The 20,431-nt window shown below is 72.2% G+C and carries 18 protein-coding genes, 1 tRNA gene and 1 pseudogene; 6 read left to right on the forward strand and 14 right to left on the reverse strand.

What is annotated here, in order from left to right; genetic code table 11:
• Window positions 1-229 precede the first annotated feature (229 nt).
• Complete coding sequence (locus FHU36_RS07640) at window positions 230-658, forward strand: DUF2269 family protein (protein ID WP_185083059.1); 429 nt, start codon at window positions 230-232, stop codon at window positions 656-658.
• A gap of 9 nt (window positions 659-667) precedes the next feature.
• On the opposite strand, the gene FHU36_RS07645 is transcribed toward FHU36_RS07640, so the two are convergent.
• Window positions 668-1,807 carry a cystathionine gamma-synthase gene (locus FHU36_RS07645; RefSeq protein ID WP_185083060.1) on the reverse strand — a complete coding sequence of 380 codons (1,140 nt, stop codon included), beginning with the start codon at window positions 1,805-1,807 and terminating at the stop codon, window positions 668-670.
• Window positions 1,808-1,967: 160 nt separating this feature from the next.
• Window positions 1,968-2,285: a hypothetical protein gene (locus tag FHU36_RS07650; protein WP_185083061.1), complete on the reverse strand. Its 318-nt coding sequence runs from the start codon at window positions 2,283-2,285 to the stop codon at window positions 1,968-1,970.
• Window positions 2,286-2,873: 588 nt separating this feature from the next.
• On the opposite strand from FHU36_RS07650, the pseudogene FHU36_RS46770 reads away from it, so the two are divergent.
• Window positions 2,874-3,515, forward strand: a pseudogene (locus FHU36_RS46770) (sensor histidine kinase); the annotation flags it as partial.
• Here the strand turns inward: FHU36_RS46770 and FHU36_RS46240 are convergent.
• Complete coding sequence (locus FHU36_RS46240) at window positions 3,423-6,539, reverse strand: AfsR/SARP family transcriptional regulator (RefSeq protein ID WP_312891481.1); 3,117 nt, start codon at window positions 6,537-6,539, stop codon at window positions 3,423-3,425. The pseudogene FHU36_RS46770 and the gene FHU36_RS46240 overlap by 93 nt on opposite strands.
• 65 nt (window positions 6,540-6,604) lie before the next feature.
• Here FHU36_RS46240 and FHU36_RS07665 point away from each other — a divergent pair, with 65 nt between their 5' ends.
• Window positions 6,605-7,465, forward strand: a complete 861-nt coding sequence (locus tag FHU36_RS07665) for an NAD(P)-dependent oxidoreductase (RefSeq protein WP_185083063.1) — start codon at window positions 6,605-6,607, stop codon at window positions 7,463-7,465.
• Window positions 7,466-7,471: 6 nt separating this feature from the next.
• On the opposite strand, the gene speB is transcribed toward FHU36_RS07665, so the two are convergent.
• Window positions 7,472-8,473 carry an agmatinase gene (gene speB / locus FHU36_RS07670; protein WP_185083064.1) on the reverse strand — a complete coding sequence of 334 codons (1,002 nt, stop codon included), beginning with the start codon at window positions 8,471-8,473 and terminating at the stop codon, window positions 7,472-7,474.
• 18 nt (window positions 8,474-8,491) lie between these two features.
• Window positions 8,492-9,862 (reverse strand): cystathionine beta-synthase, encoded by a 1,371-nt coding sequence (locus FHU36_RS07675; RefSeq protein ID WP_185083065.1) that lies wholly within the window; start codon window positions 9,860-9,862, stop codon window positions 8,492-8,494.
• A 129-nt stretch (window positions 9,863-9,991) separates the two neighbouring features.
• Here FHU36_RS07675 and FHU36_RS07680 point away from each other — a divergent pair, with 129 nt between their 5' ends.
• From FHU36_RS07680 to FHU36_RS07690, 3 genes are all read left to right on the forward strand, one after another.
• On the forward strand, window positions 9,992-10,975 hold the full coding sequence (locus tag FHU36_RS07680; RefSeq protein ID WP_185083066.1) for an SGNH/GDSL hydrolase family protein: 984 nt from the start codon (window positions 9,992-9,994) through the stop codon (window positions 10,973-10,975).
• Between the two features lie 59 nt (window positions 10,976-11,034).
• On the forward strand, window positions 11,035-12,405 hold the full coding sequence (locus FHU36_RS07685) for an outer membrane protein assembly factor BamB family protein (RefSeq protein WP_185083067.1): 1,371 nt from the start codon (window positions 11,035-11,037) through the stop codon (window positions 12,403-12,405).
• Between the two features lie 110 nt (window positions 12,406-12,515).
• Window positions 12,516-13,733 (forward strand): acetyl-CoA C-acetyltransferase, encoded by a 1,218-nt coding sequence (locus tag FHU36_RS07690; RefSeq protein ID WP_185083068.1) that lies wholly within the window; start codon window positions 12,516-12,518, stop codon window positions 13,731-13,733.
• 314 nt (window positions 13,734-14,047) lie between these two features.
• On the opposite strand, the gene FHU36_RS07695 is transcribed toward FHU36_RS07690, so the two are convergent.
• From FHU36_RS07695 to FHU36_RS07735, 9 genes are all read right to left on the reverse strand, one after another.
• Window positions 14,048-14,458, reverse strand: coding sequence for a PPOX class F420-dependent oxidoreductase (locus FHU36_RS07695; RefSeq protein WP_185083069.1), 411 nt, complete (start codon window positions 14,456-14,458; stop codon window positions 14,048-14,050).
• 54 nt (window positions 14,459-14,512) lie between these two features.
• A complete protein-coding gene (locus FHU36_RS07700) occupies window positions 14,513-14,746 on the reverse strand; it encodes a DUF4287 domain-containing protein (protein ID WP_101788372.1) in 234 nt (77 codons plus the stop codon).
• Between the two features lie 164 nt (window positions 14,747-14,910).
• Window positions 14,911-15,705 carry a Bax inhibitor-1/YccA family protein gene (locus FHU36_RS07705; protein ID WP_185083070.1) on the reverse strand — a complete coding sequence of 265 codons (795 nt, stop codon included), beginning with the start codon at window positions 15,703-15,705 and terminating at the stop codon, window positions 14,911-14,913.
• Between the two features lie 169 nt (window positions 15,706-15,874).
• A tRNA-Leu gene (locus tag FHU36_RS07710) sits at window positions 15,875-15,947 on the reverse strand.
• A 280-nt stretch (window positions 15,948-16,227) separates the two neighbouring features.
• On the reverse strand, window positions 16,228-16,752 hold the full coding sequence (locus FHU36_RS07715; RefSeq protein ID WP_185083071.1) for a glycine cleavage system transcriptional repressor: 525 nt from the start codon (window positions 16,750-16,752) through the stop codon (window positions 16,228-16,230).
• Between the two features lie 81 nt (window positions 16,753-16,833).
• Window positions 16,834-18,150, reverse strand: coding sequence for an NAD(P)/FAD-dependent oxidoreductase (locus FHU36_RS07720; protein WP_185083072.1), 1,317 nt, complete (start codon window positions 18,148-18,150; stop codon window positions 16,834-16,836).
• 85 nt (window positions 18,151-18,235) lie between these two features.
• Window positions 18,236-19,030: a uracil-DNA glycosylase gene (locus FHU36_RS07725; RefSeq protein ID WP_185083073.1), complete on the reverse strand. Its 795-nt coding sequence runs from the start codon at window positions 19,028-19,030 to the stop codon at window positions 18,236-18,238.
• Between the two features lie 46 nt (window positions 19,031-19,076).
• Window positions 19,077-20,063: a hypothetical protein gene (locus tag FHU36_RS07730; protein ID WP_185083074.1), complete on the reverse strand. Its 987-nt coding sequence runs from the start codon at window positions 20,061-20,063 to the stop codon at window positions 19,077-19,079.
• A complete protein-coding gene (locus FHU36_RS07735) occupies window positions 20,041-20,385 on the reverse strand; it encodes a PadR family transcriptional regulator (RefSeq protein ID WP_101788155.1) in 345 nt (114 codons plus the stop codon). Before FHU36_RS07735 ends, FHU36_RS07730 begins: the two co-directional genes overlap by 23 nt.
• Window positions 20,386-20,431: the final 46 nt, after the last annotated feature.

Raw genomic sequence — 20,431 nt, forward strand, 5'->3', positions numbered from 1 at the left:
GCCAACCATACCCGCGCCGAACTTATTCCGAGACCAGAGCGTCTAGTCATTAGGGACGATATTTCCGCCCGGCACGGGGAAGCAGGCACTGTCATGATTGCCATGATTCTTCTGATCACGCTGATGATCGTGGCCGTCGCGGCCACGGAGCTCGTGCTGCACTGTGCCGCCAGGGGGAAGGAGAGTGTCGAGTCACCGGCCGAGATCGTCGCCGACTAGTCTCAGCGACATGTCCCTGCTTCTCTGGCTGCACATCGGATTCGCGATCTTCACGATCGGACCGCTCACCGCCGCGACCATGGCCGCGCCACGCGCCATACGCGCCAAGGACGTCGCCGTCCTGCGCAACATCCAGCGCACGACGCGCATCTACAGCATCGGCTCGCTGGGTGTGCTGGTGTTCGGCATCGCGCTGGGCGTGACCCTCGGCGACGGCCTGCTGGGCAGGTGGCACATGACGGCGTCGATGACGCTGTTCATCGTCGCGATCGTGATGCTGTTCATCATCGACCGCGACCTGCGCGCCGCCGTCCGTGCCCTCTCGAACGAGGAGACGGACGACGACGCCAAGGTGCAGAACGGCAGGATCGCCGCCATCAGCGGCCTCCTGGCCGTCATCTGGCTGGTGATCCTGGCATTGATGATCTTCCCGAGCTGACCGACGGGATCAGCCCAGCGCCCGGGTGAGGTCGGCGAGCAGGTCGTCGACCGTCTCGATGCCGACCGAGAGCCGCACCAGGTCGGCCGGCACCTCCAGCGGCGAGCCCGCCGCCGAGGCGTGCGTCATCCTGCCGGGGTGCTCGATCAGCGACTCGACGCCGCCGAGCGACTCCCCCAGCGTGAAGAGCTCGGCCCGGTTGCACACCGCGACCGCCTCGGCCTCGCCGCCCGCCACGCGGAACGACACCATGCCCCCGAACCTCTTCATCTGCTTGGCCGCCGCCTCGTGCCCCGGGTGCCCGGCGAGCCCCGGATAGAGCACGTGGGTCACGCGCGGGTGCGCCAGCAGCAGGTCGACCACGCGTTCGGCGTTGTCGCAGTGGCGGTCCATGCGCACGCCGAGGGTCTTCAGCCCGCGCAGCGTCAGCCAGGCGTCGAACGGCCCGGCCACGGCGCCCATGGAGTTCTGGTGGTAGGCCAGCTCCTCGCCGAGCCCCTGGTCGGCCGCCACGAGCGCGCCGCCGACCACGTCGGAGTGGCCGCCGATGTACTTGGTCGTCGAGTGCACGACCACGTCGGCGCCGAGCGCGAGCGGCTGCTGCAGGTAGGGCGAGGCGAAGGTGTTGTCGACGACCAGCAGCGCCCCGTTGTCGTGGGCGAGCTGCGCCAGGGCGGCGATGTCGGCGATGCCGAGCAGCGGGTTGGTGGGCGTCTCCACCCATACGATCTTCGTCTTCTGCGTCATCGCCGCGGCCACGGCGTTGAGGTCGCCGAGCGGCACCGGGTCGTAGTGCAGGCCCCAGCGCGAGTGCACCTTGGCGAACAGCCTGTAGGTGCCGCCGTAGGCGTCGTTCGGGATGATGACGTGGTCCTGCGGCTTGCACACGGTGCGCAGCAGGGTGTCCTCGGCCGCCAGGCCGGAGGCGAAGGCCAGACCCCGCGCGCCGCCCTCCACGGCGGCGAGCGCCTCTTCGAGCGCGGTGCGGGTGGGGTTGGCCGAGCGGCTGTACTCGTATCCGGAACGCAGGCCGCCCACGCCGTCCTGCTTGTAGGTGGATGTGGCGTAGATCGGTGGCACGACGGCGCCGGTCAGCGGGTCAGGCTCCTGACCTGCGTGGATCGCCAGGGTTTCAAAACCGTTGGTCATACGGCCACGGTAACGGAAGCGGCCCGCGACCCGTTCCCCAACGGGTCGCGGGCCGAGCCGGGCGCGGGTCTCCCCACCGCGCCCGCCGGGTCGTGCCCCCTGTCAGCGGCACGGGCCCGGAGCCTGGGCGAGCCTTGACGAGCCCAAACGCCCCCGCGGCTCAGGCGGCGCGGGGCGCGGGCCGGTCGTCGCGGGCGCGGTCCGCCAGGCGCACCACGGTGGCCTGCCCCGTGGCCTGCCCCGTGGCCTGCCCCGTGGCGGGCACAGCGGCGGGCACAGCGGCGGGCGCCGTGACAGACACCGTGGCCTGCCCGGCGGCTTCCTGCGTCGCCCGCACGCGCGGCGCCTCGATGTGGCGCCCGCTGCCGCCCTGCGCCGGCTCCCCGTTGATGCGCGACAGCAGCACGGGGTCCGCCAGCGCGAGCAGCAGCCCGACGACCAGCCCGACACCCAGCAGCACGAATCCGATGACCACCATGGCCGTTCCCCTTCCGACGCCTCCAGCATCGTCGAGACTCCCGCCCCGGCGCCTCCGCTGAAGGGTGGGTCGGCGCCGGATTCCCTCGGCCGATCGGTCGATCCGGGCAGTCCGACTTCCGGCCTAGGCTGAGGCAGCGTGGGGGAGTCCAAGCGCATCGTCTACTGGATCCGCCGGCTGAGCGAGATCGCCATGCTCGGCTGGCTGAGCATGATGCTGCTGGCAGATCTGGCCGTCGCGATCAACCAGGGCGGCCCGCAGTGGCTGGTGCCCGGCGCGGGGGCGGCGGGCATGGTGGCCGTGGTGCTGCGGCGCCGCCACCGGGTGCGGGGGTTCCTGCTCATGCTCGCGCTGTCCCTCGCCGTCTCGCTGATCATCGCGCTGACCGGCGCGCACGGGGTGCCCGGCTCGGCGGAGACGGGCGCGCTGCTCGTGCTCACCATCGGCGCGCTGCGCCACGTCCAGCCGGTACGGCGCGCCACGCTGTTCGCCGTCGCGTCGCTGGTGGTCCTCATGGCCGAGGGCGTCGCCCGCGACTACTACAACTCCGGTCTGGTCTTCTCGTTCATGCTGTTCGCCGGCTGGTCGATGGCCGCGGGCGTCGGCGGCTACCTGCGTTTCCAGCAGGAGCGCCGCGACGAGGCCGTCCACTCCGTACGCCGGGCCGAGCGCCTGGAGCTGGCCCGCGAGCTGCACGACCTGGTGGCCCACCACATCACCGGCATCGTCGTGCAGGCCCAGGCGGCCCGCACGGTGGCTGAGCTGAAGCCCGAGGCCGTGGTGCCCGCCCTCGACGCCATCGCGACCGCCGGCGGCGACGCGCTCACCTCGATGCGGCGCCTGGTGACCGTGCTGCGGGCCGAGGAGCGGGCCGACCGCACCCCGGGCACGTCGCTGGCCGACCTGCGCCACCTCACCGAACGGTTCGCGGCGAACGGGCCGCGGGTGGCGTTCGAGATCGCGCAGGGCATCGACGACACCACCCTGCCGCCCGAGGTGATGACGACGCTGCACCGGGTGCTGCAGGAGGCGCTGACCAACGTGCGCAAGCACGCGCCCGCCACGGCGTGGGTGGAGGCGGCGCTGCGGCGCTTCGACGGGTGCGTGGTGCTGCGGGTGCGCAACTACGGTGCGGCCTCAGACAGCCGGGGGGCCGACCCCCGGGTGTCGCGGCTGGGTGGCGGGTTCGGGCTGGTCGGGATGGCCGAGCGGGTGGAGGCGCTCGGCGGCCGGCTGTACGCGGGCCCGTCCCCCGAAGGCGCCTGGGAAGTGGTCGCCGAGTTCCCGCTCGCCTGAGAGGCGGGCCCGCTCCCACGCGGCCTCGTCGATCGCGCCGCGGACACGGGCGGTGATCCGCTCGACGTCGAAGCTCTCCCCGGCGGCCAGCGGCGTGCCCACCGCCCGCCTGACCGCCGCCGCCGCGCCGAGCAGCCGGGCCGCCTCCGCGTGGTCGCCCGCCAGCGACACCGCGCCGGCCAGCCCCTCCAGCGCCAGGGCGATCCCCCGCGGGTCGCCGCTGGCCAGCGCCGCCTCGTGGCCCGCCCGCTGCCTGGTCAACGCGGTCTCGGCGTCGCCCCGCTGCTCGGCGGCGAAGCCCAGCTCGGCCATGAGGAACGCGATCCCGGACGTCCCGCGCACCTCTCGCAGCCAGTCCAGCCAGGGCGTCAGCAGCGCCTCCGCGCGCTCGTGGTCGCCCTGCCGCCGGGCGCTCAGGGCCAGGCCGAGCACGGCGTGCTCCTCGGCCGACTTGTACGACTGCGCCACGGCCAGCCGCCGGGCCCGCTCGTGGTAGTCGTCGGCCGCGGCGTAGTCGCCCGCCAGCAGCGCGGTGCGGCCCAGGGCCGACAGCTTGAACGAGGTCTCGACGCCGAGCCGCTGCGCCAGGCGCAGCTCCTCCTGGCGCAGCCGCGCCGCCTCGGCGTAGTCGCCGCTCATCTCGGCCAGCCGGTCGAGGCTGTCCATGGCCTCCATCCGCCCCCACGCGTCGCCGAGCTCGGTGAACAGGGCGAGGCTGCGCTCGGCGTCGCGCCGCATGGCCGTCAGGTCGCCGTGGAAGAGCCGGAGCCTGGCGCGCTGGGCGAGCGCCGCGGCGGTCCCCCACCGGTCGCCCAGCCGCTCGAACGCGGCCAGTGCCCGGCCCACCGCCGCCTCGTGCGCCTCGTGGTCGCCGTACGCCCACCGGACGTGCGTCAGGAACCAGCCGGCCAGCGCGCGGCCGGGCTCGTCGAGGTCGGCATGATGGACGGGCGGTGGCCGCTCGCCGGTGAGCAGGGTCATCCCCGCGAGCCAGACCGACGCCGTGGCCGCCTCGTCCGGCGGCCCGCCCCTGGCCAGCGCGGCGGCCAGCGCCCTGCGGGCCTCCCCCAGCCTGCCGCGCAGGAACCAGTACCAGGACAGCGCGTTGGCCAGGCGGAGCGGCTCGGGACCGGCCAGGGCGAGGCGCAGGTTGGCGCCTTCGGCGTCGAGCCGGTCCAGCCATTCGAGCTGGCGGGGGCCGCGCAGGTCGGCCCGTTCCGCCAGCTCGGTGTAGTGGCGCGCGTGCCGTTCGCCGATCGTCTCCAGCTCTCCGGCCTCGGCGAGCCGTTCGGCGCAGTAGGCCGCCACCGACTCCAGCAGCCGGTACCTCGGCCCGTGCCCGGTCCCGGCCGCCACCACGACCAGCGACCGGTCCACCAGCCGGGCCATCGTGTCGAGGACGTCCACGCCCGGCTCGGCGCACACCTCCTCGGCCGCCTCCAGCGTGCAGCCGTCGGCGTGCGCGGCCAGCCGCCGCAGCACGACCCGTTCCGGCTCGGTCAGCAGCCCCCAGCTCCAGTCGATCGTCGCCCGGAGCGTGCGCTGCCGGGGCGGGGCGTCGCGCACACCCGCGCTGAGCAGCCTGAACCGGTCGTCGAGCCGGTCGGCCACCCCGCGCACGCCGAGGGCGCGCACCCGCGTGGCGGCCAGCTCCAGGGCGAGCGGGATGCCGTCCAGGCGGCGGCAGACGGTCACGACGTCCTCGTCCGCCCCGATCCCGGCGCGCGCGGTGAACAGCCGGACCGCGTCGGGCTCCGGCAGCGGCCCCACGGGCAGCACGCGCTCCCCGGTGAGGCCCAGCGGCTCCTGGCTGGTGGCCAGCACCCGCAGACCCGGCGCGCCCCGCAGCAGCGCGAGCACCAGAGCGGCCACCTCCTCCACCATGTGCTCGCAGTTGTCGAGGACGAGCAGCATGCGCTTGGCGGCCAGGGCGGCGGCCAGCCGCGGCGGCAACGGGGCCGCCCCGTCGTCGCGGACCCCCAGCACGGCCGCCACGGCCTGCGCCGCCTCGCCGGCGCCCGCCAGCTCGACCAGCCACACCCCGTCCGGGAACCCGGCCCCCGGCGCCCCGTCGAGGACCGCGCGGGCGGCCTCCAGGGCGAGGCTGGTCTTGCCGACGCCGCCGGCGCCCGTGAGCGTGACCAGGCGGGCCGAGGCGAGCAGGTCGCCGATCGTGGCCAGTTCGGCCGCCCGCCCCACCAGGCCGGTGAGGGGCGCGGGCAGGTTGGCGGGCACGGGGGGAGGCCCGGTGAGGGCGGGGTCCTGGCGCAGGACAGCCTCGTGCAGCGCGGCCAGCTCCGGCGACGGGTCCACTCCCAGTTCCTCGGCCAGCCGCTCGCGCAGCGAGGCGTACACCGCCAGCGCCTCCCCCTGGCGGCCGCCCCGGTAGAGGGCTTTCATGTGCAGCCCGTGCAGCCGTTCGCGCAGCGGATGCCGGGCCACGAGGGTGGCCAGGTCGGCGTCCCGGCCGAGCGCGAGCCGCAGCTCCGCCTGCTCCTCCAGGGCGCTCAGCCGCGCCTCCTCCAGGCGCGCCCGCTCGGCGCGGGCGAAGGGCGCGTCGGCGAAGTCGGCGTAGGCGGGACCGCGCCACAGCGCCAGCGCCTCGTCGAGCCGGGCCGCCCGCTCGCGCGGGTCGGCGGAGCGCAGGGCGAGCAGCTCGTCGAAGCGGGCGGCGTCCGACCAGTGGTCCGCCAGCCGGTAGCCGGCCGGGCCGTGCACGACCAGGCCGGGGTCGCCGAGGGCGCGGCGGAGCTGGGAGACGCGCGCCTGCAGGGTGCCCATGGGGTTGCGCGACGGCCGCTCGCCCCACACGTCGTCGATCAGCCGCTCGGCCCGTACCGGCCCGCCCCCGTGTGCGAGCAGGTCGGCCAGCAGGGCGCGCACCTTGGGCTCGCCCACCGGGACGGGCCTGCCGTCGTTCGCCCACACCTCCAGGGGGCCGAGCACTCCGAAACGCACCACGCCATCATCAACCCGTAGCGGACCCGAAGGATTTCCGTGGCGGCCCGCCGGATGGTGGAGCCATGACGGATGTGACAGTGATCGGCCTCGGGCCGATGGGTGCGACGATGGCCGAGACGTTTCTCAAGGCCGGACACGACGTGGCCGTGTGGAACCGCACGGCGAGCAGGGCCGAGCCGCTCGTGGCGAAGGGCGCGCGGCTCGCCGCCACGCCCGTCGGCCCGAGCGAGCTGCTGGTGGTCAGCCAGATCGGCTACCAGGCGATGTACGACAGCTTCGGCGACCTGCGCCTCGACGGCAAGGTGGTGGTCAACCTCAGCTCCGGCACCCCCGAGGAGCTGCGCGCGGCGGCCCGCTGGGTGGCCGGGCGGGGCGGCGTGCTCATCACCGGCGGCATCATGGTGCCGCCGCCGGGCATCGGGCAACCGGGCGCCTACACCTTCTACAGCGGCCCGAAGGAGGCCCTGGACCGGCACGCCGAGACGCTGAAGGCGCTGTCGGAGGTCCACCACATGGGCGCCGACGAGGGCCTGGCGATGCTGTTCTACCAGGCCCAGTTGCTGATCTTCTGGTCCAGCCTGACCAGCTACATGCACGCCGTGGCGCTGCTCGGCACCGCGGGGGTCAAGCCGTCGGAGTTCGTGCCGTACGCGCAGGAGACGTTCACCGGCCTCGGCGGCGACGGCCCGATGGGCTTCGCCAAGATCCTGGCCGAGGAGATCGAGGCCGGGGTGTACCCGGGCGAGCTCAACAGCCTGCACATGCAGGCCGTCGGCCTGGGACACGCCGTGCACGCGCTCCAGGACGCCGGGTTGGAGAGCACGGTGCCGGGCGCGCTCAGGGCGCTGTTCGAGCGGGCCGACGCCGAGGGGCGCGGCCAGGAGGGGCTCGGCACCGTGATCGAGTCGATCAGGAAGCCCTGACCGCCGTCACCGGCCCTCCAGCAGCGGCCCCGCCGGGTCGTGGGTGATGCCCCTGCGGCGGGCGGCGATGCCCGAGAGCGCCTCCAGGGCCACCCGGTTGGCCAGGTAGGCGGTGATGTCGGCGTGGTCGTAGGGCGGGGCGACCTCCACGATGTCGATGCCGACCACCGGGAGCTCCAGGCAGATCCGGCGGACCGAGTCGAGAAGCTGGCGCGCGGACAGCCCGCCCGGCTCCGGGGTGCCGGTGCCAGGGGCGTGCCCGGGGTCGCAGACGTCCACGTCAACCGACAGGAACACGCCCTCGCACCCGTCGGTGGCGATGGCGAACGCCTCGTCCAGGCAGTCGTCGAGCCCGCGCCTGCCGATCTCGGTCATCTCGAACGAGCGCATGTTCTGGCCGGCCATCCACGACAGGGTCTCCGGGCCCGGCCAGTAGCCGCGCAGGCCGAGCTGCAGGAACCGGTCACCGCGCAGCGCGCCGGACTCGATGAGCCGGCGCATCGGCTGGCCGTGCCCGTACAGCGAGCCGAACTCGATGTGGCCGGTGTCGGCGTGCGCGTCGAAGTGCAGCATCGAGACGTTGCCGTAGCCGAGATGCCGCGCCACGCCTGTGGCGTCGGGCAGCGCGATGGTGTGGTCGCCGCCCAGGACCAGCGGGACGGCACCCGACGACGCCACCGCGAAGACGGCCTCCTCCAGCGCGCCGATGGAGCGTTCGACGTCGCCGGAGTACATCTCCACGTCGCCGGCGTCGACCACGCGGATGTCGCGCAGCGCGTCGACCCGCAGCGCCAGGTGGGGGCGGGAGCCGTCCTGCGGCAGGTAGCAGCTCTGGCGGATCGCCATCGGCCCGAACCGCGCGCCGGGCCGGTGCGAGGTGCCGCCGTCGAACGGCGCACCGACGACGACCACGTCGGCGCCGGCGTACGACCCCGGGTCGTCGAGGTCGCACCGGTCCACCCCGAGGAAGGTGATGTCGGGGCCGTACTGCGTTCCGTACCGCGTCATGAACCCTCCCGCCCGTGCCTAGTGGTTGGCCAGGAAGGCGAGCAGGTCCTGCCGGGTGATCATCCCGGCGGGCTTGCCGTCCTCCAGCACCACCGCGGCGTCGGCCTTCTCCAGGGCCTCGACCGCGCGGGACACGGGCTCGCCGCTGCCGATCGTCGGCAGGGGCGGCGACATGTGGTCGGCGATCGGGTCGTCGGACGACAGCTTGCCGTGGTAGAGCGCCTCCAGCAGGTCGCGCTCGACGATCGAGCCGACCACTTCGGCGGCCATGACCGGCGGCTCCTCCTTCATCACGGGGAGCTGCGACACCGAGTACTCGCGCATGATCGAGATGGCCGTGCCGACCGACTCGTGCGGGTGGGCGTGCACGAACTCCGGCAGCCCTGCCCCCTTGCGCGCCAGCACGTCGCCCACCAGCCCCTCGTCGGAGGTCTCGGTGAGGAACCCGTAGTCGGCCATCCAGTCGTCGTTGAAGATCTTCGACAGGTAGCCGCGGCCGCCGTCGGGCAGCAGCACGACCACCACGTCGTCGGGCCCGGCCTCGGCCGCCACCTGCAGCGCGGCCACCACGGCCATGCCGCACGAGCCGCCCACGAGCAGCCCCTCCTCGCGGGCGAGGCGGCGGGTCATGGTGAAGGAGTCCTTGTCGGACACCGCGATGATCTCGTCGCAGATCGTCGTGTCGTACGTGCCCGGCCAGATGTCCTCGCCGACGCCCTCCACCAGGTAGGGCCTGCCGGTGCCGCCCGAGTACACCGAACCCTCGGGGTCGGCGCCGATGATCTTCACTCGGCCGCCGGAGACCTCCTTGAGGTAGCGGCCGGTGCCGCTGATCGTGCCTCCGGTGCCGATGCCGGCGACGAAGTGGGTGATGCGACCCTCGGTCTGCTCCCACAGCTCGGGGCCCGTCGAGTGGTAGTGGGAGTCGGGGTTGTTGACGTTGGAGTACTGGTCGGGCTTCCAGGCGTTGGGAATCTCCCTGGCCAGCCGGTCGGACACCGAGTAGTAGGACTCGGGGTGGTCGGGCGCGACCGCGGTCGGGCAGACCACCACGTCGGCGCCGTACGCGCGCAGCACGGAGATCTTGTCCTGGGCGACCTTGTCGGGCACCACGAACACGCAGCGGTAGCCCTTCTGCTGGGCCACGATGGCCAGGCCCACGCCGGTGTTGCCGGACGTCGGCTCCACGATGACGCCACCCGGGCGCAGGTCGCCGGACGCCTCCGCCGCCTCGATCATGCGGACGGCGATGCGGTCCTTGACCGAGCCGCCGGGGTTGAAGTACTCGACCTTGGCGAGCACCTGGGCGGGTGCCCCCGCCGAGACCTTGTGCAGCCTGACGAGCGGAGTGTTGCCCATGAGCTCGACCAGGGAATCATGTACGCGCACCGAGGTGTTCACCTTCTTTGCCAAAGCTTGATCAGCTTGCTCGTCGCCGGGAGCCGATGAGGGTGGACGGCGCTCGGCTAGTTTCTTCAAGCAAACGCTACCGCCGCGTTCGGACGAGGGAGGCATCGCATGGTCTGGGCGCCGGGTGTGGCGCGTGCCGCTCGCAAGATCGCCATCGCCGCCGCGATGGGCGGCGGCGGGCTGACGGCCCTCGGAGCCACGGCGTACGGGCTGCTCATCGTCGAGAGCCTGGTCGCCCGCAAGATGATCGGGCAGCCCCACGGGCTCGACGGCCCGCCCTCCGACGGCGTGTACGGCGACTTCCCCGGCGAGCCGCTGACCCTGGCCATGCTCGGCGACTCCACCTCCGTCGGGCTGGGCGCGAGCTCCCCGGAGCGGACCCCCGCCGCGCTGATCGCCAACGGGCTGGCGGCCCTCGCCGAGCGCCCCGTGCGGCTGTGCGTCCTCGGCCGGTCCGGAGCGGCCTCGGCCGAGCTGGGTGAGCAGGTGGACCAGGCGCTGCCGATGCGACCCGACGTGGCCGTCATCTTCGTCGGGGCGAACGACGTGGTCACCCAGACCCCGCCGGCGACGGCCGTGCGCCATCTGGTCAAGGCGGTGCGGCGGCTGCGCGAGGCGGGCGCGGAGGTGGTCGTCGGCACGTGTCCGGATCTGGGCACGGTCCGGCCCATCGCGCAGCCGCTGCGCTGGGTGACCCGGCGCTGGAGCCGCCAGCTCGCCGCGGCCCAGACGGTCGCGGTGGTCGACGCGGGCGGCCGGACGGTGGCGTTCGCCGACCTCCTGGGCCCTGAATTCGACACAAACCCCTCAGAAATGTTCGGACCGGATCGTTTCCATCCATCTGACCGAGGTTACGCACAGGCCGCTTACGCGGTGCTACCTTCTGTATGCACTGCGTTGGGGTTGTGGCCCGAGCCGCGTCCCGGGCGTGGCGAAGGACTGCAACCGATTTACCTTGCGGCGGCTACGGCCGCGGAGGAGTCCGGCACCGAGGTCTCCGCGACCCGGGTCGCGGGGCAGGCGACGGGCCCCCACGGCAGGTGGGTGACGTTGTTCCGCCGCCGGCCCGGGGCGATGCTCAACGACGCCTGACGCCGGTCACCCTCCGCGCCTAGACCGCCACTCCTCGTCCTGTTTGGAGTGGATTGACCGTGCTCCGGCCCCTCACGAAACCCGCCCCCGCTCTCGCCTCGGCGCTGGCGCTCGCCACCGCGCTGACCACCACGCTGACCGGCTGCTCGGGCAGCGACGCGGCCACGGCCGCCTTCCCCGCCTGGCAGAACTCCGAGGTCGACGTCGTCAGCCGGATGGTCACCGGGGGCGGGGTCGTCACGGCCACGTCCATGAAGCCCGGCGGCACACTCGAGACCGTCGCGCTCGACCTGGCCACCGGTCGCCGGCTCTGGGCCCACCCGGCCACGATGGCCGGCCGGTTGCCCGGCATGGGCGTCTCCGCCCCCGCGCTGACCGAACTGCCCGGCAAGGGCCGGGCCGTCGTCGTCGCGCTCGACCCGGCCAAGAAGGACCACTGGAACGCCACGGTCGTCGCCCGCGACGCCCGCACCGGCCGCCAGTTGTGGACCCGGCCGGTGCACTCCACCTTCGGCCCGCAGGGCTGCGGCCCCTACGTCTGCCTGTCGGAGCACACCGCGCTGTCGTCGGCGCGCGTGGTGGTGCTCGACCCGGCCACCGGCAAGCCGGTGTGGAAGCTGCCCGGACTGGCGGAGGTCGAGTGGTCCGACGGCGAACGCGTGCTCATGCTGCGCCTGGCCGCCGCGCCCACGATCGAGTCGTACGAGCTCAAGACCGGCAAGCTGCAGTGGCAGCAGCCCATCGAGCAGGCGCTCGGCCCCGGCATCGACCTGTCGGGCGGGTGGGCCTTCGGCGCCGCGGGCTCCGACCTGGTCGGCTACCTCGCCCCGTACACCGATCCCCGCACGAAGAAGCTGTCCACCTTCGGCCTGTTCTCCGTCAAGATCGCCGACGGCACGGTCAACTGGATGCGTCCCTCGGTGGTCCGCGTCTACCCGAGCGGCAACCCCGGCTTCGCCCCCGTCGTGCGGCCTGTCGACCAGCAGGGCGTCTACGGCGGCTTCGCCCGGCTCGACTCCGGCACCGGCCGGGTGATCGGCCAGATCCCGGCCGCGTCGGTGCCCGGCTCCGGCTGGTGGCTCGCCTTCCCCGACCGCATGGACAAGCTGGGCTTCCTCCGGCACGGCGGCAAGGGGTCGGCCTTCGACCTCGCCACCGGCCAGGCCGTGCCGGTCGAGGAGCAGCGCGGCTGGTCCTTCTGCGTGACCGACCCCAAACCGCTCCCCCTGAAGGGCCAGGCCCCGGGCTTCTACTCGGTGGCCGCCGTGTGCGAGTACGACCTCGCGACGGGCGCGCGCGTGACGGGCTCGCCGACGCCGCCCTCGTGGTTCACCGGCAGCCGCGACGGCTGGCGGCTGTGGCGCGACGAGAAGGGGGCCGTCCACGCGGTCAACGACAGCACGGCCACCGCACCGGGCATGTACGGCTGACCGAAGATGACAAGCCGTACAAAAGCGCGGAAATAACCGGGCGACGGGTGACGAGACCACCGGGCAGCACTGAAATATAGTTCTGGTAAGTGCTGACAGAGGAGGGGCAGATGCCCGAGGCAGTCATCGTCGCCACCGCCCGATCGCCGATCGGGCGCGCCTTCAAGGGGTCGCTCAGGGAGCTACGCGCGGACGACCTGACCGTACGGATGATCAGGGCAGCGCTGGACAAGGTGCCCCAGCTCGACCCCACGACCATCGACGACATCATGCTGGGCTGCGGGCTGCCCGGCGGCGAGCAGGGCTTCAACATGGCCCGCGTGGTGTCGGTGATGCTCGGCCTGGACGACGTTCCCGGCACCACGATCACCCGCTACTGCTCCTCGTCGCTGCAGACCACCCGGATGGCCTTCCACGCCATCAAGGCGGGCGAGGGCGACGTGTTCGTCTCGGCGGGCGTCGAGATGGTCTCGCGGTTCGCCAAGGGCAGCTCCGACTCGCTGCCCGAGACCCAGAACTCCGCCTTCGACGAGGCGACGGCCCGCACCAAGCAGTTCGCCGAGGGCGGCCGCACCTGGCACGACCCGCGCGAGGACGGCACGCTGCCCGACGTCTACATCGCCATGGGCCAGACCGCCGAGAACGTCGCCCAGCTCAAGGGCGTCAGCCGCCAGGACCAGGACGAGTTCGGCGTGCGCTCGCAGAACCTCGCCGAGAAGGCCATCGCCGACGGGTTCTGGCAGAAGGACATCACCCCGGTGACGCTGCCCGACGGCACCGTGGTGAGCCAGGACGACGGGCCCCGGGCCGGCACGACGTACGAGGCGGTCTCCGCGCTCAAGCCCGTCTTCCGGCCCGACGGCACGGTCACGGCCGGCAACTGCTGCCCGCTCAACGACGGGGCCGCCGCCGTCATCGTGATGAGCGACGTCAAGGCCGCCGAACTGGGCATCACGCCGCTCGCCCGGATCGTCGCCACCGGGGTCACCGGCCTGTCGCCCGAGATCATGGGCCTGGGCCCGGTCGAGGCGTCCAGGCAGGCGCTCTCGCGGGCGGGGATGGCCATCGAGGACGTCGACCTGGTCGAGATCAACGAGGCGTTCGCCGCGCAGGTCATCCCGTCCTACCGCGAGCTGGGCATCGACCTCGACCGGCTGAACGTCAACGGCGGGGCGATCGCCGTGGGACACCCGTTCGGCATGACCGGTGCCCGCATCACGTCCACGCTGATCAACAGCCTCCAGCACCACGACAAGTCCATCGGGCTGGAGACCATGTGCGTGGGCGGCGGCCAGGGCATGGCCCTGATCCTCGAACGCCTGAGCTAGCAACCACCCCTGCCGGGCGTGGGGCCGGCGGGCGACCGGGCGCTCCTGGCGCCCGGTCGCTCCGACGACGCACCCCGCGTCGGGCCCCTTGGCCGGTCCTTGACTCCTTGGTGAGCCCTTGGTGGGTCCTTGGCGGGTCGGGCGGTGAGTCCTCGGGTCTGCGGTGAATCCCCGGGCGGGAGGTCCGGCGGTCCGGCGTCGGGCACTCTCGGCCGCCGGGCGGGCGGTGGAGCCGCCGGGCGTGGCAGGCCGTCGGGCGTGGCAGGCCGTCGGGCGTGGCAGGCCGAGCGGGCGCGGGGACGCCGCGCCCCGGGTCAGCCGTGGACGTCGGGGCCGGCCCGGTGGGGGGTGATGCGGATGATGACCCTGCGGTCGCGGACCATGGCGGCCCGGTAGTCGTCCCAGTCGGGATGCTCGCCCGAGATGTCGCGATAGTAGGAGACCAGGTGGTCCATGGCCTCGGGCAACGAGATGATCTCCGCGGTGCCGTCCACCTGCACCCAGTCGCCGAAGAAGGCGTCCGTGAAGGCGCAGACGGACACCTGCGGGTCGCGGCGGGCGTTCCGTGTCTTGACCGCCGTCTCCCTGCTGCTGACCACCAGACACCCCTCGGCGTCCACGCCCACCGTCACCGGCGACATCTGCGGCCGCCCGTCGACGTGCCGGGTCAGCAGGACCGCGTGGTGGCTGCCGCGGAGGAACTCTCGTGCTACGTCCAGATCCATCCCCCCATGATGACGCGCCCGTGCCGGAGCACGGGCGCGCGGCGGGGACGGGCTCTAGATGAAGCCCATGCGGTTGCGGCGGTGCCGCTCGTGCTCGTGGACGATCGCGGCGGCGTAGCCGTGGGTCAGCCCGTGCTCGTCGGCGAGCCAGTTGGCCCGCTCGTCACATCGCAGGAAGCTCGGGCCGTTGTCGATGGCTTGGAACCACTCGGGGAGTTCGCGTCCCGTTATCGCCGGGACCCTTGCGATCAGTTTGGTCTGCGTCTCCGGTGAGTGGTTCAAGGACATGGGCACCTCCACGGAATAAGGTCCTTTGCTTGACACTGCAACACCGCATCCGGAATCGCAACCCCCAACTCGCCACCAATTCGTTACGAACTGTTGATCTCCCGGCAAGGCGAAGGGCCCCGCCGGGTCGGCGGGGCCCTTCGCAGCAGCGGTGGTCGGACCGGTCAGTCGCTGCTGGTGAAGTAGCTGATGAAGCGCAGCACCTCGATGTAGATCCACACGAGGGTGAGCGTGAGCCCGAAGACGCACTGCCAGGCGAACTTCTCCGGAGCGCCCTGCTTGACGCCCTGCTCGATCGCGTCGAAGTCGAGGAGCAGGAAGAAGCAGCCGATCAGGATCATCGCGATGCTGAAGACCCAGCCGATCGGGGAGTCGGTCCGCAGGCCGAGCCCGCCGGGGACGAAGAAGCCGAGGATCAGGTTGACCAGGACGAGGCCGAGCGCCGCGATGGCGGCACCCATCACGTACTTGACCATCTTGGACGTGACACGGACGATCCGCAGCGAGTAGACGGTCAGCATCGCGCCGAAGGCGAACGCCGTGCCCAGCACCGCCTGGAGCACGATGTTGTTGCCGAAGATCGACTCGAACAGGGAGCTGAGCGCCCCCAGGAACACGCCCTCGAAGACCGCGTAGGCGAGGATGAGCGCCGGGTTGGTGCTCTGCTTGAACGACGCGACCAGGCCGAGGACCAGCGCGACGATGGCCGAGACCACGGCCACGCCCATCGGCACCGCGAAGTACCAGGCCGCGGCGGCCGCCGCGACGAGCGCGCCGAGGGTGATGAACCCTCGGACCACGACGTCGTCGAGCGTCATCGTCCGGTAGGCCGGCGGGGCCGGGGGTGCGTATGACGGGCTGTCGTACATGTGCTGCAACTGGTCAGGCGTGGGGGCGGGCGCCCCCCACCCACCCGACTGCTGCCGCGACCTGCTGAAAACGGGGTTCTTGCTCTCCATCGCTGCCTCCTGTGGCCGAGCCTATTGGACCGGTCACCGCCTAGGTCAACTCGCGCCCAGATCTATGTAGGTTCGAGACGTCAACGCGAGCACAACGAACGTGACAACCGGGAAGTTCCCGGCGTCGGTCGCGTCGAAAACAGGGTCCATTTCCGAGAGTGGACGTGCGTGCCCCCGGCGGGATTCGAACCCGCACGTCAACCCTTTTAAGGGGTTTGCCTCTGCCATTGGGCTACGGGGGCGCCGCAATCATACGAAACGGACCATGCTCCCGAGGAGCACAACTTCGCATCATGCGTCACAACTGCGAAGCCTGCGAGGAAGTGTTAGGGCTCCTGGTGCTCTGTCCAGGGACAACGCCCTTGGTCCCGATGGTGCTGAAAGGACCGGGGTTCGGAGGCATCGGCTTCGATGGTGACGGGATCTTGCGTTTCTGGCAACCGCTTATGCGTAGTACGCCGCGTTTTCGCTGCTCGGACAACCGCGGGTAACGGACCGTACTCGCACGGTTTTCACCGGCCTTCACAGGACGTGAGATTCCACACGACGCAAAGTGATTTCGCTGTCAAGACCGGAGCCCACCGCGGCGAGCCGGCCCGCCAGGTCCGCCACGTCGACCTCCTCCGGCAGCTCCACGTCGGCGATCAGCACGTACAGTCGGCCGGTCAGCCGGGTGCTCATGCCGGTGATGTGGCCGCCGACCGCGGCGAGCTCGGCGCTGATGGCGGAGATGATGCCCGGCCGGTCGGGGCCGTGGACGGTCAGCACGTGGCCGCGCCCGTTCGGCAGGCCGGTGGACCGGGCGCCGAAGTGCCGCCGGGCCTCCACGGCCGAGGCGGTCACCACCAGGTCGGAGGCGCTGACCCGCCTTCGCAGATCCTCCGGGCTCAGGTCGCCCGACACGAGTAACATCATCGCGACGTGCCCGCCGAGCAGGGTCATCGTCGAGTCCTGGATGTTCGCCCCGCACCCGGCGAGCGAACCGGTGACCGCGGCGATGACGCCGGGCCTGTCGACGCCGAGCACGGTCACCGCTGAGAGCCCCACCCGTGGATCCCCTCTCGTCCCGAAGATCGCGGGCACCCGAACGCCCCGGCGCGAGGGCACCGGGGCGCTGCCGTGACCGGGCTAGCGACGCATCGTCGCCACGGCCGCCCTGAACCCGTCACGCGGGTGTTCGACCTCGCCGAGCGAGATCGTCTCCCGCTTGAAGAACAACGCCAGGGTCCAGTCGACGACGACACGGACCTTCCGGTTGAGCGTCGGCACCCGCGACAGATGGTAGGTCCGGTGCATGAACCACGCAGGGAATCCGCGAAGCTTGACCCCGTAGACGTTCGCCACGCCCTGGTGCAGGCCGAGTCCGGCGACCGATCCGACATACTTGTGGCGGTAGTCGACCAGTTGCTCACCGCGCAGATGGCGGACGATGTTGTCGGCGAGCACCTTGGCCTGGCGCACCGCGTGCTGCGCGTTGGGCGCGCAGTACTGGCCCGGGTTGGTCACGTCGGGCACACCCGCGATGTCGCCGGCGGCGAAGGCGCCCTTGACGCCCGCGACGGTCAGCGCCGTCGTGGTCTTGATCCGGCCGCGCTCGTCGAGCGGCAGGTCGCCGGAGTTGACGATCGTGCTGGGCTTGACGCCGGCCGTCCAGACGAGGGTGTCGGCGTCGAACGCCGAGCCGTCGGAGAGCACGACGTGGCCGCCCTCGCACGACTCCAGGCGCGTCTCCAGCTTGACGTCGATGCCGCGCTCGCGGAGCTGCTCCAGCGTCCACTTGCCCATCTCGGGGCCCACCTCGGGCAGCACCCGGTCGGTGGCCTCGACGAGCACCCAGCGCAGGTCGGAGGGCTTGATGTTGCGGTAGTAGCGCGTGGAGTCCTTGGCCATGTCCTCCAGCTCGGCCAGCGCCTCGACGCCGGCGAAGCCCGCGCCCACGACCACGAAGGTCAGCGCCCGACGGCGCACCTCGGGGTCCTCGGTCGACTCGGCCACGTCGAGCAGGTGCAGGACGCGGTTGCGCAGCGCGATGGCCTCGCCCACGGTCTTGAAGCCGATGCCGATGTCGGTGAGGCCGGGGATCGGCAGCGTCCGCGAGATCGAGCCCGCGGCCATCACGATCACGTCGTAGGCGAGCTCTCTCGCCTGGCCCACGGCGGGCTGGAAGGTGACGGTCCGCTCGCTGTGGTGGACCTTGGTGACGGTGCCGTTGAGGATCTCCACCTTGGGCAGCACCCGGCGCAGCGGCGCGACCAGGTGCCGAGGTGACAGGTTGCCGGCGGCCGCCTCGGGGAGGAACGGCTGGTAGGTCATGTAGGACTGGGGGTCGATGATCGTGATGCTGACGGAGCCGTCGCGCAGCTCACGGCGGAGCGTTCGCTGCAGGCGGAGTGCGGTGTAGAGGCCGACGTAGCCGCCGCCCACGATCACAATGCGCTTGTTCATCCTGAGGCCCATCCTCGTTTGTGAAAGCATTCACAAGCTTACGTGGCGCGGGGACGGAACTCCACTGAGTGAACAATGCGATTCATCACACCATGAGGTGGCATGCCCTGCTGAAGACGTCGTCGAGCATCCGGGCGGTCACCCGGCCGGTGAAGGTGTTCTGCTGGCTGGGGTGGTAGCAGCCGAGCAGGGTCACGGGCGTCCCGCCGTACGAGATGCCGGCCTCGACGCCGTGGCCGAACGGCGGCCTGGCGCGCGGCAGGGTGTATCCGGCCTCCTTCAGCGCCGGCCACAGGGCCTGCCAGGCGTAGCCACCGAGCGCGACGATCACCCGCACGGACGGGGCGACCAGCTCCACCTCGCGGGCCAGCCACGGGAAGCAGGCGGCCTTCTCCTCGGGGGCGGGCTTGTTGGCGGGCGGCGCGCAGCGCACCGAGGCCAGCATCCGGGCGCCGATGAGCCGTTGCCCGTCACCGGCGTGCGTGCTGGCCACCTGGGTGGCCAGGCCGCAGCGGTGCAGCGAGGCGAACAGCCAGTCGCCGCTGCGGTCGCCGGTGAAGATGCGGCCGGTCCGGTTGCCCCCGTGGGCGGCCGGGGCGAGCCCCGCGATGAGGAGGCGCGGGCGCTCGTCGCCCCAACCGGCGACCGGGCGGCCCCAGTAGGTCTCGTCCGCGAACGCGCGCCGCCTCACCTGGGCGACTTCCTCGCGCCAGGCCACCAGGCGGGGACAGGCGCGGCAGACCGACTGCCGGGCCGTGAGCTCCGCGAGGGTGCGGCTGGTGGCGGCGAGGCGGCGCACGTCCGCGGGGTCCTGGGCGACCGGCGTCTCAGCGGTCGCCGGGTCGTCGGGCCAGCCGGTGCCGGGAGGGACGAAGCTCATGCCTTCGATGGTGCCCGATCCGCGGCACGGCTCCGGCCTCGGCAGGTCAGCCGGACGGCTTCGGAGCCGGCGTGGCCGACACGGTGGCCGACGCGGTGGCCGACGCGGTGGCGGTGGGCGCAGGGGCCTCGGAGGCGGTGACCGTCGCGTCCGGAGCGGCCGTCGGGCACGGCTTGGCCTCGGCCACGCCGGACTCCGCCGTGCCGTCGTTCTCGACCAGGGGCAGGGGGTAGCGGTTGAGTATGGGCTCGCCGCACGAGCGGTCCACCGCGTAGCCGTACGCCTCCGGGTCGGTGGTGAGCGGCCGGCCGTTCTGGTCGTAGAGGTAGACGTCGGTCAGCGGGGTGCCGTCCTTGGCGTACGGCTTGATGTTGTAGACGTCGCCGGACAGGCCGGAGACGGTCTCCATCATGACCGGGCCGTCAGCAGCGTAGCGCTCGTCGAGACCGGTCAGCCTGTCGGCGATCGCCACCCCGGCCAGCAGCGCCATCCCGGCCACCGCGTTGACCAGCAGCGTGAGCGGCAGCACCACCCTGCCCCGGACGCGCCGGCCCCACCACACCGACGCCGCCACGAGCGCGGCGACGAGCAGCCATCCAAGCGGATCGTCCGGCAGGAGGCGGTCGTCGGCGAAGCCCAGCACGACCATGGCCAGCAGGTAGCCGCGCAGCACCCACCAGCCCGGCCGCAGCTCCCGCAGAAATCCCAGGAAACCCCGGTAAGGGCCCTTACCCATGAGGGTGGTGTGGAGGTCGAGCAACCGCTCACGGGGCCGCAGGCGGCGCTTCTGGCGGCTCGCAGGCCGGCCCCCGTAGGCGGCCACGAGCTCGTCCGCGTACGCGGCCGGCGGCCCCAGCCGCTCCTCCAACGGGACGTCGGACTCCGCCGCGATCTCCGCCAGGTGGTCGTCGAGGTCGTCGAGGAGCTCCTCGGCGTCCGGATGACCGGCCAGGGCGTCGCGTACGGCCTGCGCGTAGCGCGCCGGGGTGTCCATGGGGCCGTCGCCGGCCTCAGGACCGAGGTGCTGGGTCACTGTGCCCCTCCTTGAGCAGGGATGCCATGGTGGCCGCGAACGAGGTCCAGGTCCGGGCGGAGGAGGCGTACATGCTCCTGCCGACCTCGTTCAGCCCGTAGTACTTGCGATGGGGCCCCTCGTCGGAGGCCACCACGTACGAGGTGAGCGCGCCGGCCTTGAACAGCCTGCGCAGCGTCCCGTACACCGAGGCGTCGCCCACGTCGTGCAGGCCCGCCTCTCTCAGCCTGCGCACGACGTCGTAGCCGTAGCCGTCACGCTCGTCGAGCACCGCCAGGACGGCCAGGTCGAGCACGCCCTTGAGGAGCTGGCTGCTATCCACGGTATGCACACTACTGTGCTTAGCGCAGTAGCGGCAACAAGAAAGC

This window comes from Nonomuraea muscovyensis, assembly GCF_014207745.1.
Taxonomy (GTDB): domain Bacteria; phylum Actinomycetota; class Actinomycetes; order Streptosporangiales; family Streptosporangiaceae; genus Nonomuraea; species Nonomuraea muscovyensis.